11 protein-coding genes and 1 other RNA gene are annotated in these 15285 nt (G+C 41.6%); 6 read left to right on the top strand and 6 right to left on the bottom strand.

Annotated elements, in window-relative coordinates; translation table 11 throughout:
- Nucleotides 1-367 precede the first annotated feature (367 nt).
- Nucleotides 368-2293, top strand: coding sequence for a mechanosensitive ion channel family protein (locus ABFV72_RS08025; RefSeq protein WP_431192091.1), 1926 nt, complete (start codon nucleotides 368-370; stop codon nucleotides 2291-2293).
- 60 nt (nucleotides 2294-2353) lie between these two features.
- Here ABFV72_RS08025 and ABFV72_RS08020 read toward each other — a convergent pair whose 3' ends face one another.
- From ABFV72_RS08020 to ABFV72_RS08000, 5 genes are all read right to left on the bottom strand, one after another.
- Nucleotides 2354-2986: a DNA-3-methyladenine glycosylase family protein gene (locus ABFV72_RS08020; RefSeq protein WP_347163106.1), complete on the bottom strand. Its 633-nt coding sequence runs from the start codon at nucleotides 2984-2986 to the stop codon at nucleotides 2354-2356.
- A gap of 207 nt (nucleotides 2987-3193) precedes the next feature.
- Nucleotides 3194-3925, bottom strand: coding sequence for a Smr/MutS family protein (locus ABFV72_RS08015; protein WP_179798976.1), 732 nt, complete (start codon nucleotides 3923-3925; stop codon nucleotides 3194-3196).
- A gap of 108 nt (nucleotides 3926-4033) precedes the next feature.
- Nucleotides 4034-4903 carry an indole-3-glycerol phosphate synthase TrpC gene (trpC, locus tag ABFV72_RS08010; RefSeq protein WP_347163105.1) on the bottom strand — a complete coding sequence of 290 codons (870 nt, stop codon included), beginning with the start codon at nucleotides 4901-4903 and terminating at the stop codon, nucleotides 4034-4036.
- 170 nt (nucleotides 4904-5073) lie between these two features.
- Complete coding sequence (gene trpD / locus ABFV72_RS08005; protein WP_347163104.1) at nucleotides 5074-6195, bottom strand: anthranilate phosphoribosyltransferase; 1122 nt, start codon at nucleotides 6193-6195, stop codon at nucleotides 5074-5076.
- 98 nt (nucleotides 6196-6293) lie between these two features.
- Entirely contained in the window at nucleotides 6294-6917 is a 624-nt protein-coding gene (locus tag ABFV72_RS08000) for an anthranilate synthase component II (RefSeq protein ID WP_347163103.1), read from the bottom strand.
- Between the two features lie 827 nt (nucleotides 6918-7744).
- Between ABFV72_RS08000 and glnA the strand changes: the two genes are divergently transcribed.
- Both glnA and ABFV72_RS07990 read left to right on the top strand, forming a co-directional pair.
- On the top strand, nucleotides 7745-9154 hold the full coding sequence (gene glnA / locus ABFV72_RS07995) for a type I glutamate--ammonia ligase (RefSeq protein WP_347163102.1): 1410 nt from the start codon (nucleotides 7745-7747) through the stop codon (nucleotides 9152-9154).
- 202 nt (nucleotides 9155-9356) lie between these two features.
- Nucleotides 9357-10100, top strand: coding sequence for a DUF4124 domain-containing protein (locus tag ABFV72_RS07990; RefSeq protein ID WP_347163101.1), 744 nt, complete (start codon nucleotides 9357-9359; stop codon nucleotides 10098-10100).
- Nucleotides 10101-10237: 137 nt separating this feature from the next.
- Here the strand turns inward: ABFV72_RS07990 and ABFV72_RS07985 are convergent, their stop codons facing one another.
- Nucleotides 10238-10954 (bottom strand): SIMPL domain-containing protein, encoded by a 717-nt coding sequence (locus tag ABFV72_RS07985; protein WP_347163100.1) that lies wholly within the window; start codon nucleotides 10952-10954, stop codon nucleotides 10238-10240.
- A gap of 308 nt (nucleotides 10955-11262) precedes the next feature.
- Here ABFV72_RS07985 and ffs point away from each other — a divergent pair.
- From ffs to ABFV72_RS07970, 3 genes are all read left to right on the top strand, one after another.
- Nucleotides 11263-11359, top strand: an RNA gene (gene ffs, locus ABFV72_RS07980) — signal recognition particle sRNA small type.
- A 257-nt stretch (nucleotides 11360-11616) separates the two neighbouring features.
- On the top strand, nucleotides 11617-12213 hold the full coding sequence (locus tag ABFV72_RS07975) for a LemA family protein (protein ID WP_347163099.1): 597 nt from the start codon (nucleotides 11617-11619) through the stop codon (nucleotides 12211-12213).
- Nucleotides 12214-12226: 13 nt separating this feature from the next.
- On the top strand, nucleotides 12227-15187 hold the full coding sequence (locus ABFV72_RS07970; RefSeq protein ID WP_347163098.1) for a M48 family metalloprotease: 2961 nt from the start codon (nucleotides 12227-12229) through the stop codon (nucleotides 15185-15187).
- Nucleotides 15188-15285 lie beyond the last annotated feature (98 nt).

Below are 15285 nucleotides of genomic sequence, written 5' to 3'. Positions count from 1 at the left end.
TATAAACTACTTTAACCTAATGTTTATTCAGGTTAGGCTGAATGTCATTCATGTTAGCTTACTAAATAGTCTATTGAAAATTAATTTACCTAAATATTTCATTAGCATCTTCTTAGTTTTATAGGAGAAAGCTGTCTTTAGAAATACTTATTATTAGAAATGCACATAGAGTAAGAAACCAAATACCAATACAGTTAGCTACAAAATTGCGTAATCAAAAGCACTGCTGTCATAAATAATTGTTACTATAGTATGGACGTCACCTGTCAATCTATCATGCCATTTTTAAACTAAGAGGTTTGTTTTGTCTATCAAGCATAATCTGACTCCCAGTTCTTCGCCTAATTTATTCTCTGCTATTACTAAAATGCCATTTATAGTCGCGATGCTATTACTGACTATGCTGTTGAGTATCGCCTTGCCAAATAATGCTTATGCTGTCGAGGCTGGTGCGCTTGGAGTGGGTAATGACAGTAGTGGAGAGACAGTAAGTACGCCATTGCCTGATTCGTTTGGCCGAGATACGCCGCGTCATACGGTACAAGGGTTTATCAGTGCGCTGGGTGAAAATGATTATTTGCTGGCAAGTAATTATCTCAACTTATCAAAGTCCGATAACCCAACGACCGTTGTGCGACAGTTTAAACAAGCACTGGATGCCGGAGGGCGTTTTCAGCCGGATCTACAGATTAGCAATTCACCTGAGGGTAATCTAACTGACCAACTGCCACCGAGCCAAGAAAATGTCGGTGTGATTAATATCGGCGAGCGAAGTGTTCCGCTATTGCTAGAAAGGGTAGTCTCAAAACAAAACGAACAATATTGGCAGTTCTCTAGCGATACGCTGACCTCAGTACCAGAAGTGATAGAAAATACTGAGCCGACCTTAGTCTCGCGCTATACGGTTGACTCTTTAGATGGCAAAAAGCTTTTCGGCTATCAACTAGCTGATTTGGTCGCCGCGCTCACCATGATTGTGACTAGCTTTGTACTCACTTATGTCGCGGTATGGTTGCTATACCACTTATTAAGGATTGTTTATCCGTATTTGCGTGGTACGCCATTACCGTTACCTAATAAGGTAATATTGCCACTTTCTGTGGTCATTATGGCATTGATACTATCAGAGGTGATGGTTTATGCAGGCGTATCGGTGACACTACGTGAGCCAGTCAATCGCTTTACGGATATTGCTTCTTGGTTGGCGCTGACTTGGCTACTATTGCGAGTAATCGATGCGATATTTACCCGAGCGGTAAATCTAAGCTACAAGAAAAACTATACTGAGCGTGTCTCAATTTTGGGACTGCTGCGCAAGGTTGTCAAAGCGCTACTCCTGATATTTGCAGTGATTGTCATTTTTGGCAATTTGGGTTTTGATTTGACCACTGGTATTGCGGCACTGGGTGTGGGTGGTTTAGCATTAGCCCTTGGTGCGCAAAAGACGATCGAAAACCTAGTTGGTAGTGTTGTAGTGGTGGCAGACTCACCTGTACGTATCGGTGATTACTGTAAATTCGGTACTTACGAAGGCACAGTTATCGACATTGGTATTCGCTCATCGCGTGTACGGACCTTGTCGCGGACGATTGTTACGGTACCAAATGGTGATTTTTCATCGATGCAGATCGAAAACTTTACCTCTCGCGATATGTTTCGTTTCTTCCATTACTTATATATTAAGCGTACCGCTGATCTTGACGTAATATTTAAAATGGTTAATGACTTGGATGAATTTATAAAAGAGCATGATTTGACCAATCAAGAATGGAATCAGGTCAATATTTTGGAGCTGCGCCAAGATTGCTATGTTATTCAGTTGCAAGCTTATGTGAATGCTATTGGTATCATTGAGTTCTATGACAAACAAAACGCTTTGTTTGTCGATATATTAAAGAAAGTCGCGAAATATAAAGTAGAACATGCATTGCCGACTCAGCAGTTGATTGTTAATCAAACGGAGCTTGAACATCATGTGGGAAGTAGCACTGATGAATCAGCAGAAGGAAATGAATCAGATAATAGTAGTAACTCTGCTAATAATGAAGTGTCTGATAACAAGGAAGTAAACACAAGCGTATACAGGAAAGATTACAACGACGATGGCATTAATATTCGTAAAGATAGCGACAAGACTAAAAATGATGTTGCAAGTCACCACAAATTCTCTATGGCGACCGTCAGCAGAAGTGGTGCGCTTAAGGCACTAAAGCATAAAAGTCATATGCTAAGAAAAAGTAAGTTTAAGCACACTAAAAACAAATCTGGCTTTTCTATATGGAACCAGCCTTAAAAGAGACTTTTTTATCCCGAATGGCGTTTAGTAATATTAGTGCTATTTTTGCTCAATTAGCTATAAAGGTACTGCGGTTTTATCACGTAATGAGCTGTAGCACGACCAAAGCAATAGACTGGCAGCGCTGCGATGAGGTGACCAATGCTGAGTTAGGTCTTTAAGTTGCTTGGGTGTTGGGCGCTCTGCTAAGCCTAACAACTCCATGGCTGCAACTTTAATGGCCAAATCATCGACTGCAAGTATGTCTGCACGTTTTAGCGAAAATAGTAAATACATCTCAGCTGTCCAACGCCCAATGCCTGTCACAGCTGTTAAATTTGCTATGACTTCTTCATTTGGTAAGGTTTCCAATGCTGCAAAGTCTATATCATGATCCACTAAAGAGCGTACATAACGAGTTTTCTGCTTGGACAATCCCTGCGTCTTCAAACTATCGTCTGTCGCTTCACGTATCGCTTGCGGTGTAATTAATTCTGCATCAACCAACCGTTTCCAAATGCTGGCAGCGGCAGCTACTGATAACTGCTGACCGACCATCGCTCTCATCAACTGCTCAAACCCACCTGCATTATGCCTAAGGTTAGGGGTGCCTACCTGCTTATGGACAGGGGCGAACCTTGGTTCAATGGTAATTAATGCAGCAATCTGCTGTTCTAGTTCGTTGGTGTTTTCAATAGTCTGTATGGTCATAGTGATTTCGCTTTGCTAATTAGAAGGAGCTCAAGTCAATATATTAATGCAGAATGAGAAGCTAACATTAAATGGAATGTACATTAAAGAGAGCATTCATTAAAGTACACATCGTTATAGTCTATGTCTAAACCATTAGTAAGCGATAAAAAAAGGACTGCAAATAAGCAGTCCTTTTTATGTAGTACCATATCACTAACAGTAGACCTATTCGCCATCTGCTTTAGGTTTTTTAAGTAGTACTAGTACAGCACCGTTACCACCATCTTTTGGTGGCGCAGAGCAAAACGCTAGTACTTCTGGCAATTGACGTAACCAGCCATTGATACAGGTTTTTAGAATCGCTTCGCTACCTTTACCATGGACAATTTTTACCATGGTTTCGTTTTTCTGCTTGGCTTGGCTCAATAGTTGAGTCATCGCTTCGCGAGCTTCTTCTATTGTACAGCCATGGATATCTACCGCATCATACCAACGCAGCTTGCCTTTTTTGAGCTGATCAAAGATTTTATTTTGCAGTGTAGGCTGCTTATAAGACAAATAAGCTTCAGCAGCAACAGGGTTCAGTAGTGCTTGCATATCTGACAAGCCTGCACCTAGATCACTGGCTTCACTACCTTGAGCCGCCGCACGTTTTGATAGTGTCGCTGCATCAGGTTTGCCTGCCTTAGTTGCACTGGCAGGTGAGCGGACATTTTTGTCTTCTAGCTGATTGACACCGTGCATGGCTTGCATAAACAGAACTTTATCGTCATCGATATGTTCACTATCTAGCTGCTTGACTGTCTTTTTTACTTGCTTTTGAGTCGGTAGCGACACCGGCTCAGTTGGCTTTTGATTCTCACCTTCAGGTGAATTGGTATCACGGCCTTTGCTCAGCTGGCCTTTGAGTTCTTTAAGCTGGTCTTGCATTTCTTTTGAAAACAGAGAGTTTGACATAAAAGTTAACGTATCGTTGATTGATGAATGGTTGATTGAACAATGTCTATAGCGCAGACATTGTTCAAGCTATCGAGCATTTATTGAAACATAAATTATTGAGTTACTTTACCCGTCTGCTGCGACGCCCGCAAGTAAGGATTGTAACGCTTGCCCTGGATGATCAGTTTTCATAAATTGCTCACCGATCAAAAAGTGCTGAATCTCATTATTTAACATGAGACGAATATCATCACTGCTATGAATACCACTTTCGGTCACGATAAGTGGTTTTTGCTCAGCACTATCAGTAGCAAGTGCGTCGTTTAAAATATTCTTAAGATCAAGCGTGTTTTGCAGGTCAACATCGAAGGTATTTAAATCACGGTTATTGATACCGTAGATATTGTGTACTGAACGTGGCAATTGTAGCGCACGCTCAAGCTCAGATTGGGTATGTACTTCTATCAATACGTCCATACCAAGCTCTATACTTAATGCATGTAACTCTTGTACTTGGGCATCATCTAAGCAAGCCATAATGAGTAGGATGCAGTCAGCGCCCATTAGGTAGGATTGATAAATTTGATAGACATCAATCATAAAGTCTTTGCGTAATATCGGTAAGCTTGAAGTATTAGCCGCCTGAATAAGATAGCTGTCATTGCCCTGAAAGTAATCACGGTCGGTCAATACAGACAGACAACTAGCGCCCGCTTGCTCATACTGCTGCGCAAATAGAGCAGGGGTAAAGTTATGATTGATAATGCCTTTAGACGGTGAGGCTTTTTTAATCTCAGCAATGATACCGATACCATTTTCTTTAGTGCCAGCAGCACGTAGCGCCGCAGCAAAACCTCGACGCGGTTTATCATCAGCTGCGACCTGTGCTTGCAAGTCCTCTAGAGACAATGCTTCGCGAGCGGCTTTTAATTCTTCTACTTTGGTGGCGACAATGCGCTGTAGCACTGATGGTATGTCTGAATGGGTTGTGGTCATACTGGTATCCGAATATTGTTAAATGTAAATATAGTCAGAGAACTATTAATAACTACTAAATGGCTACGGCGTTTCCCTTCCTAGATGTACGACTTGTACAATCTGCGGTCGGCTGCCTGTTATCCTTTTTAAATTTCTTTGACTATAGACAGTATATAAATGCGTATAGATTAACCTTGAGCGACTAGCTGTTGGGTATAGTTGGCTAAAGACTCAAGTTTGAGTAAAGCATCGCCATTTTGAATAATTTTTTGTGCTCGGCTAACACCGTTAGGGTAGTTGCTGGCAAGTCCTGCGGTGTATATCGCGGCACCTGCATTTAGCGCAATCATATCACGTGCTTTAAGTACGGCGCGGTCATGAGTGTCGGCTCCAGATAGCGCAGCACGAATCAGCTCTAAACTTTGTGCTGGAGAGTCGACATCGAGGCCGATAAGAGTTTGGGACTCGATACCCGCATCTTCTGGCATCATGTCATAGACTGATATCTCGCCATCTTTTAGCTCAGCGACTGTGGTCGAAGTCGCAAGACTAATTTCATCAAGACCATCTTTTGCGCCTACTACCATGACATGACGTGCGCCTAAGTTTTTCATCACCTTAGCAATCGGCTCACATAACTGCGCGGTAAATACACCGATGACTAAGTTTGGCGTGCCAGCAGGATTGGTCAATGGGCCCAAAATATTAAAGATGGTACGCGCTTTTAATTCACGGCGTACAGGGTTGGCATAACGCATGGCGCTGTGATGATTGGGTGCAAATAAAAACCCGATACCTTGGTTTTCGATACAGTCTTTTGCTTGCTCTGGAGTGAGCGCAAGACTGATACCTGCTTGCTCAAGTAAGTCTGAGCTACCAGATTTGGTCGAGACGCCGCGATTGCCATGCTTAGCAACTTGTGCACCAGCTGCCGCAACAACCAACGCCGATGCAGTTGAGACATTGAACAAGTTAGCACCATCACCGCCAGTACCAACGATATCTACCAAATAATCACAGTTCTTTGGTTCAATATTGGCAGCTAGTGCACGCATGGCACTGGCAGATGCAGTAATCTCGTCAATGGATTCGCCCTTCATTCGCAGCCCCGTCAAGATAGCGCCCATCATAGCGTCGCTGCATCTACCTTGCATGATAATCAGCATCACTTGATACATTTCATCAAAGGTTAAATCGATGTGTTGAAATATTCTACCCAAAGCTATGGTTAGCAATTGATGTGTTTGCTCGTCAGACAATTTTGCAATACTCTCTGGCGTGTGCGTTTCTTCTATTTTTGTCGTACTCATTATGGTCTCACTTACTATTATTTTTTATATGAATCTGTGTGAAATTTGGCATAGGCTTATGAAAGCAGCATTTTTTACCAAGGTATTTTTAGTCAAATCTAGCCAACTTGCGGTAGCTCATCGGATGTCAGAGTAGCCAAGCCATGAGTCTGTAAAAAGTTATTGAGCAATTGATAACCTGCTTCGCTCAATATTGACTCAGGATGGAACTGGACACCTTCTACAGCAAAATCCTTATGGCGAATACCCATGATTTCCTCAATACTACCATCAGCATTCTGTGTCCATGCAGTGAGCTCAAGGCAGTCTGGTAGGCTTGTCTTATCAATGACGAGTGAATGATAACGCGTAACCTGTGACGGGTTAGGTAAGCCAGCAAACACACCTTGCTCGTTGTGATAGATAGCTGATAAACGGCCATGCATGACTTCGCCAGCTTTGACCACTTGACCGCCAAAGGCTTGACCGATAGCTTGATGACCCAAGCAAATACCCAGTATAGGAATAATCCCTTTAAATGTCTCAATGGCTTGCAGCGAAATACCTGCACGGTCAGGATCGCACGGACCTGGGCCAATCACAATGACATCAGGTGCAAGGGCTTTAATCTGCTCAATGCTGACTTGATCATTACGCCAGACAGTGATGTCCTGCTTTAGCTCACCGAAGTACTGTACGATATTGTACGTAAAGCTATCGTAATTATCGATCATCAAAATCATTAAGGCTTCAACTTATCAGTTTTATTATATTTTTAACATAAAATTGGTTCTCACTGTTATCGAGTCACTTGATTGTCAAAGACAAGCAGCTATGACTATAACAGAGGGCGTTATTGCGCGCGGTTATCTTACCACTATTTTGTTTTCTATCAAATGTAGGGTATAGGCTATCTAAGTAAGCACCAAGTAAAAACATATTTTTTATTATTTTGTCGATAATGAAAATAGTTTGAGCAGGGATAGTGTTATTAATTCAGCTATTAACGGCGCACTAATAAATAGCATTATAACGATAAATATATTTTAATTTGCACCAATTTAGTGCTTTTAGTTCTCAACTGGTGCTCTAATTAAGTGCTATTCTAAAACTGAACTAGATGAGAATTAATTAATATCTAACGATATTAATCGTATAAATCACTGTAAATATTGATAATTATATCTGCTTACAACTATATCTAGAGTTGGAGTGTCAATACATTGGCATAGCCTTTGCATTACTGCTGTTATGATTTTTTTAAAGCCAAAAAACTGGTCTAAAAATAATTATTAACAAGAGCCCGAAGAGTTCAGCATTATGAGTTGTATATTGCTAGAATGTCGTTAGGATTGAATTGGCGTATGTTAGACCATGTGCACAAATATTGGTCTGATTGAGTAAACGCTTTAGATGAGCATCTTGACTAATACGCAAAATAGTGCTGATAATAAGCATAATATCGAATGCGCTGTTTTAGTATTGAGAGCACATCTGACATTCTTGGACAAGAACATCATATTAATAATTTTAAATCGCAATTACGTGATCAACACAACGGAGACTATTCATGTCGAATAAACTATTAGATCTTATCCAATCCTCTAACGCTAAATGGGTTGATTTTCGCTTTACTGATACACGCGGCAAAGAGCAGCACATCAGCTTTCCAGCTTCTACCATTGACGAAGATGTGATGGAAGACGGCAAAATGTTTGATGGTTCATCAATCGCTGGTTGGAAAGGTATCGAAGCGTCAGATATGATCTTGCGTCCTGATCCAGAAACTGCTTTTGTTGACCCGTTCTTTGACGCGGTGACTGTGGTAGTGACTTGCGATATCATCGAGCCATCAACGCTACAAGGTTATGACCGTGACCCACGCTCCATCGCACGCCGCGCTGAAGAGTATTTAAAGTCTACTGGTATCGGTGATACTGCTTACTTTGGTCCTGAGCCTGAGTTCTTTGTATTTGACGATGTTAAATGGTCAGTTGATATGTCTGGCGTTAGTCATAAAATCACGGCTGAAGAAGCAGCATGGTCGACTAACGAGACTTACGAGTGGGGCAACATGGCGCATCGCCCACGTGTGAAAGGTGGCTATTTCCCAGTACCACCAATCGATAGCTCACATGATATGCGTGCTGTTATGTGTGAACGTATCGAAGAAATCGTTGGCGAAGGCCGCGTTGAAGTTCATCATCATGAAGTGGCTTCTTGCCAGTCTGAAATCGGTGTTGCATTCAACACGATGGTACGTAAAGCGGATGAAGTTCAACAATTGAAATATGTTGTTCACAACGTTGCGCATCAGTTTGGTAAAACAGCGACCTTTATGCCTAAGCCAATCGTTGGTGATAACGGTTCAGGTATGCACGTACATATGTCAATCTCAAAAGACGGTGTAAACACATTCTCTGGTGATGAGTACGCTGGTCTGTCTGAAACAGCATTGTACTTCATTGGCGGTATTATCAAGCATGCTCGTGCGTTGAATGCGATTACTAACCCATCAACGAACAGCTATAAGCGCCTAGTTCCTCATTATGAAGCGCCTATTAAGCTTGCTTATTCAGCATCTAACCGTTCAGCGTCTATCCGTATTCCACACGTGAGCAGCCCGAAAGCGGTACGTGTAGAAGCACGTTTCCCTGATCCAACGGCTAACCCATACCTAGCGTTTGCTGCACTATTGATGGCTGGCCTTGACGGTATCCAAAACAAGACGCATCCAGGTGAAGCTGCTGATAAAAACTTGTATGACTTGCCACCAGAAGAAGAAGCACAAATCCCAACGGTTGCAGAGAGCTTAGATGTTGCACTACAAGCACTGCGTGACGATCATGACTTCTTATTAAAAGGCGATGTTTTCACTGAAGACATGCTAGAAGCGTTTATTGCTTTGAAAGAGGAAGAAGTACAACGTCTGAACGTAACTGTACACCCTGTTGAATTTGACATGTACTACAGCTGCTAATTAGTCGCTAAAACACTCAGTTATTTTGAGTCATAAAAACCAGCTAAGTTATTCTTAGCTGGTTTTTTTATGCGTATCAATAAAGTATATCAGTCCAATTGATAAATTTTCTTTGAAATCGCTGCTGATTTCATGTCAAAACTCACGCATAATAGTTTTATAAAATTATATTAATAGTAGATACTATCTAGGTTGATGGATTATGACTTTATTAGCAAAATCGAGTTTTTTAAAGGGTAATATTAGAGTTGGGTTATGGACTACGGTTGCTCTCGCTAGTCTTTGTGCATCTTTCACGAATGCTGCACCCATTTATAAAGTGGTCGACGAGCAAACCGGTCAAGTCACCTTCACTGACCGTCCACAGGATTATGAGCAGCAAGCTGGCAAACAAGTCAGTCAAACGGCTATTACGACGGGTAATGAGACGAGCAGGTCAACTAATCTGAATACGACAACCAATTCTAATACAAGTCGCCAATCATCAAGTGCATCTCAGATAGCGACTACTACTGAGTCGCCTGCGATAAATACTAAGGTTACCACGCCAGTAAACTATCAGTTAGCCATTACTGAACCTAGCGAAGAGAGAGCCTATCGTCGTCCAGTACAGAATATCGATGTCAATGTGCAGATTAAGCCTGCGTTACAGGTAGGGGATAGTGCCCGTATTTATTTTGATGATAAAGAGGTTGCACAAGGTTTAAGTGCATCTATTGCTACTGTTGATGTTTTGCCAGGTGCTCATACAATCAAGGCGGTTGTACAAAGCGAAACTGGCCAAACACTTGAGCAAATCACACTTACTGTATATGTGATTCAAAACACGACCACATTGCAAGACAACAAAAGAAAGGCTGCGCAGCTGTTGGCTTATCAAAAGCTAGCTTGGTATCAAAAATTGATGCTAAAACTGCGTCAACAGGAAGTTGCTCAGTCACAATGATGGTCTCAATAATGAATGATGGTCTCAATAATGATTGAATATAGTTAATAGACATCGCTAGCAGAATAAAAAGGCAAGCACCGTTAACGATGCTTGCCTTTTTTAATATAAATCACTTATTTTAAATATAAGCTATCTTATTTAGTTAACTCGATTGTACCGTTAGCAGTCACCGAAATAGTGCTATTACCAGACTCAAAGCTTTGGCTTGGTACTGACTCGTCTGCCATTCCTGTTTTCATGCTCATAGCGCTATACATTGGACGTGGATAGTTGCTACCTGTGTTTAGGTTAACATTGATGACGCGGTAGCCACGAGCATCCCAAGCGCGGGTAAGGCTCTTAGCTTGCTGCTGAAAAGCGCGAGAGGCTTCGGTCATTAGCTTTTGCTCTAAAGCATCCTTTTTGGTATCTGATACACCAAAATTAAGATTATCCATCACTAAGGTTTCTTGTAAGTCAGCAATAAGCTGGCTAGTCGCTGAAAAGTCTGTACTTTTTAAGTCTATGTTTGCTTGACCTGTCCAGCCGATGATTTTATCGTTTTTGTCGTAGCGTGGATAGGTGCGCTGTTGCCCTGTGCTCACGGTCACGCTAGGGTAGCGCTTGGCGATTTTCATGGCATTGTTGATTGAGGTATTAAGCATTGTGGCTAAAGTCTTAGAGTCAGTGGCCTGTGCTTTTTTGTACAAGCTGGCGCGTACTTCGTCGTTCTGAATTTCTTCTTTTATTTCTGTCTGAAACGTCAGTTGATCATAGCCAGTGGGTTCTGCATGGGCGCTACCCATCATCGCTGTCATAAGACAAACCGTACCAGAAGCTAGTGCTGCTTTATTCAATAAAGTATTTTTCATTATTATCTCCTAAGTTGATTCTAATAATATATAAATGACAATTATCAACACTCATTTATACATGACAAGTTGTCCCTATTGTTTTTTAAAAATCGACATGGGTACAACTTCATTCACTAAAATAGCAAAATTCATATAAGTTGCTGTGAGAATTTTGTGACCTAAGTTACTGATATAATTTGTGCTCATACATTGCGAACATGAGCTAATGAACTAAATGACAGTGCTATTTAGGGACTAAAGCAAACAGTTTTAAGATAGGGGTTGTAAAATTAAAAATTTCTTGTATAATTTGCGACTGGTGGCTCCATTGGTAGCCTCGCAACATTGTTCTATGAATCCCGCCAGGACCGGAAGGTAGCAACGGTAATAGTTATAGTGTGTGCCGAGGATGTGCTGATGGAGTCGCTTTTTTTTGCCTAAAATTTGATAATTATATCAATAAAGTACAAAAGACATATTTGTGATGTATGAAGCCCTTCATTGTAAAGGGCTTTTTTTTGGTCAAAATTTTGTCTGATGGTTATCTATTTGCTTATGTAGTTTTCAATTTAGTTTCCTGTTCGATTTCCTTTGTAGTTCTGAGGTTTTATTGATTAATATGAGTTAAAATACAATGTATTAACTTTTTATTAACATTCTAGACACCTTGGAGTTTGATTATGAAGATGTTTGTTTGGCTATTCATTGCATTTGTGGTGTTGGTAGTTGTGTTTGGGGTATCCATTTTTAATAGATTGGTACGCGCACGTAACCAAGCAAAGAATGGCTTTGCTCAAATAGATGTGCAATTAAAGCGTCGTCATGATCTGATTCCAAACTTGGTTGAAACCGCCAAGCGTTATTTGAGTCATGAAGAAGAAACACTCACTCGCGTCATTAGCGCGCGCAATCATGCCCAAGATCTACAAGACTCTAATAAACATCAGCCAGACTCACTAGAACACATGGCACTATTTGCAAAAGCAGAAGGTATGTTGTCTAAAGCGTTGGGTCAATTCTCCGCTGTCGTCGAAGCCTACCCAGAGCTAAAAGCCGATAGTATGATCAAGGAACTCATGGACGAATTAACCAATACAGAAAATCGCATCGGGTTTGCGCGTCAGCATTATAATGACAGCGTGATGTTTTATAATAATGATCGCGAAGTATTCCCGAATAACCTCGTTAGTACGACTTTTGGCTTTCGTCCACTCAGTCAGTTGGTATTTGAAGATAGAGAAGCGATTGCTCAGGCACCGATTGTCAATATGGGCTAAGGTTTAGATAATTTTGGCGAACTCTAGGCAGCCTAATCTGATGGATTTTTTTGGTGAACAGCGGATACGTACGCGGCGCAGTCTATTACTTTATGGACTGTTTTTCTTAATTGTACTTGCTCATATGGCTGTAGGACTGGCTGCCATGTCTATACTGCTGACAGTATTTACAGGCGGTATATACCACTGGGTATTGGTTCTGGTCATCATTCTGACATTAGGTAGTTTCGTTGGTGGTAGTTTTTTAGAGTATCGACGCCTGCGAGCAGGTGGCCGCGCTATTGCTCAGCGAGTAGGGGCGGTTAGGCTGTTTATCGATAACAGTCAAGAAGCATGGGAGCACAGTCAAGGGGTCGCTCATCAACACGAAGCTAAAGAAAAGGTTCGCTATAGTTCACGTCATATAGCAGTACGTGACGAACGCGATTTTCCGCCAGTCTATCGTCGCTACTATGAAATCGCTCAACAACTGGCCATTGCGGCGGGTTTGCAAACCCCTATTTTGTACGTGTTACCTGATGAGCAGGGTATCAATGGTTTCGTCGCTGGTCGCCATAGTCAAGATATGGTACTTGTCGTTACTCAAGGTGCGCTAGATAAGTTGTCTGACGAGGCGCTATACGGACTCGTCGGTCATGAATATGGTCATATATTGCACGGCGATGCTACGTTCAATTTACAGCTGATGGTTGTATTGGCAGGCTTGCAAATACTGTATGACTGGAGTGATCCAATCTCTAATCGTCCCTCTAATTACAGTCACTTTGATAGCGATAGTATCTCCCAAAAGTCTCTATCACAGAGACAGGTTGATATGCTAGCACGCAATACAGAAGCGCAAACGGCCAATTTCACCACGCATAGTGAATGGGTCGCTTACTGGCAGCAGCAGTCACAACAACAGCAGTCCTCAGCCAAGCGTCAGTCTAAATGGGTACAAATGCCACCTATCATAGATCGTCAAGCCCCGCGTAGTGTCTGGACATTGCTACTGCATGGTTTAAGCTTCTCTAGTATGGCAAGCGCGCAGTTGATTAAGCACAGTTTTAATCGTGAGCGCGAGCTACTTGCTGATGCCACTAGTGTTCAATTGACACGTACGCCTGCGATTATCGAAACCTTAAAAGCCATTCATCAAGACCCGCTCGGCTCGCGTTTGTCTGGCATCGCCGATATCAACGGACTCAGCCATTTTTTCTTTGCTAGTAGTGGGGCAGACTTAGGGGATGTGTCATGGTTTGCCACCCATCCAAGCTTGACTGAGCGTATGAGCGCTATTAATGCGGATGCTTATCATCAGTTCGCGGTACAAGTCGCCAAAGAAAAGCGAATAAATCAGCAAAAGGTCAAAGAAATATATAGGCAACGCCGCTTAGGTGATTGGGGAGCAACAAAAGAAAATAGCCTAAGTGAAGATTTCCCAGAAAAAAACTTGCAGCAATCGGCGTTACTTGGATCTCAAACAGCTGCAACGATTAATATAAGAGACAATAAACAGACAAGTGACGGAAAAGTTCTTGCTGAATCTATAAGCGACAGTCGTAATAAAGATAGTAGTGAATCAGAGATTGATGACGGTTTAGAGTTTGCCATAGAAGCTGATGTGGTGGTCGATGGGCGGCTTCAAGTACAGGCCGAAGATATTGGCGCTCATCAGCTATTAAAACCGTGGCAGTCCAAACCTGACGCTGACCTACCAGGAAACACACTAATTGGATTTAATGATATTCAAAAGGTATCGCTACCTCAGTACATACTAAACCATAGTCATCATCCTCTAGGTGCGCTAGCATTAATCGAAGCTGTCTTGCTTTGTCATCAGCATCAACCCTTATCAACGACTGCCACTTATAGTTTGAATGATATTTGGAATGATGACTTCTCTAGTGCAACTGACTCGACTTCCCATGAGAAAATATTACCGCATAGGATAGATACTAAGCTGATGACAGTAGTAGCCAGTTTGGACAGGCGTTTAGACAGCGCTTTGATTGAACTCGCCTTAAACCAATTGCGTCAACAGGATTTATCTGAACTATGTATCGAAAATCTAAAAATTAAAAGTAAAGACGATCATAGTCATGACAGTCATCAGTACTATAAAAAACAAGAGAAATGCCGTACGATGTTGTTGCGTTATCAGCAGGGCATATTTGAGTTATTTAACCAACAGCTGACATTTGACTTAACCAAAAGCTTAGCTTCTGATTCGTCAGATCAAAATATATCTAGTGATAACGCTCATGCAATTGTTCTGAATAACCCATTAGCTTTAGCACAAAAAAAATCGCCAATATTATCACTATGGCAAGCGCTACATTTGCAGCAGTTGCTACCGATATTGTCTAAAGTTTTACAAGATACAGACGCGCAGTCTCTATGGCCGCAAATACTGAAGACTGGTATGGAAGACGTAAGGGCGCAACTAGATCCTTCAAGTCAGGTGTTTACAGGACTTAATAAATCAGACGTGTCAATTGCTGTCTTATTGGCTTATCGACTATCAAAAGATGCCAAAGGCCAGATGATCTCAATGCATGACCGATCGCTATTGAGTGAAGGTAACGACAGTGTGGCGCATTATATTGTAGATTTGAGACGGCATGCGCGCTTGATTGATATTGATCTTATGACAGTAAGCGATGTTAATTTGCAGTGGCTATTATTGACCGCACAGCACTTGAATAGCATTCAGTTGTTGGCGATTATTTCTGCGGTTCCTGTCTCTGCCAATCACTCTCTCAAGCGCGTGGTAGGTGCTCAGAATGCTGATAATTATCGAGAGAAGCAACAGGATGGTAGCCAAATAGATTATAATGAAAGTGAAATGAACCAGCCGACTCATAATGAGTATCGCCAATGGCTAAGTACGTTGCATACGGTGATGTTACACGATACGATAATCAGCCAAGATGAATACGATTGTTTGTTGGCAATATCAGAGCGTTGGCTTGGTATTCGACAGCTGTTTTGATGGGTATGGTATTTAGTACTTAATTAATAGTGTGAAGCATCCTCAGTGAGAGTTGCCAAAACCATAAAAAAATCTATAAATGATATAAACAAAATGAG

It is taken from the genome of Psychrobacter proteolyticus, assembly GCF_039762275.1.
Taxonomy (GTDB): Bacteria; Pseudomonadota; Gammaproteobacteria; order Pseudomonadales; family Moraxellaceae; genus Psychrobacter; species Psychrobacter proteolyticus_C.
This window is presented reverse-complemented; position numbering and strand designations above follow the sequence as displayed.

Bases quoted from the DNA above. Each gene is read 5' to 3' on its own strand.
- ABFV72_RS08025 (WP_431192091.1), top strand. From the start codon at position 368: ATGCCATTTATAGTCGCGATGCTATTACTGACTATGCTGTTGAGTATC.
- ABFV72_RS08020 (WP_347163106.1), bottom strand. From the start codon at position 2,986: ATGACCATACAGACTATTGAAAACACCAACGAACTAGAACAGCAGATT.
- ABFV72_RS08015 (WP_179798976.1), bottom strand. From the start codon at position 3,925: ATGTCAAACTCTCTGTTTTCAAAAGAAATGCAAGACCAGCTTAAAGAA.
- trpC (WP_347163105.1), bottom strand. From the start codon at position 4,903: ATGACCACAACCCATTCAGACATACCATCAGTGCTACAGCGCATTGTC.
- trpD (WP_347163104.1), bottom strand. From the start codon at position 6,195: ATGAGTACGACAAAAATAGAAGAAACGCACACGCCAGAGAGTATTGCA.
- ABFV72_RS08000 (WP_347163103.1), bottom strand. From the start codon at position 6,917: ATGATTTTGATGATCGATAATTACGATAGCTTTACGTACAATATCGTA.
- glnA (WP_347163102.1), top strand. From the start codon at position 7,745: ATGTCGAATAAACTATTAGATCTTATCCAATCCTCTAACGCTAAATGG.
- ABFV72_RS07990 (WP_347163101.1), top strand. From the start codon at position 9,357: ATGACTTTATTAGCAAAATCGAGTTTTTTAAAGGGTAATATTAGAGTT.
- ABFV72_RS07985 (WP_347163100.1), bottom strand. From the start codon at position 10,954: ATGAAAAATACTTTATTGAATAAAGCAGCACTAGCTTCTGGTACGGTT.
- ABFV72_RS07975 (WP_347163099.1), top strand. From the start codon at position 11,617: ATGAAGATGTTTGTTTGGCTATTCATTGCATTTGTGGTGTTGGTAGTT.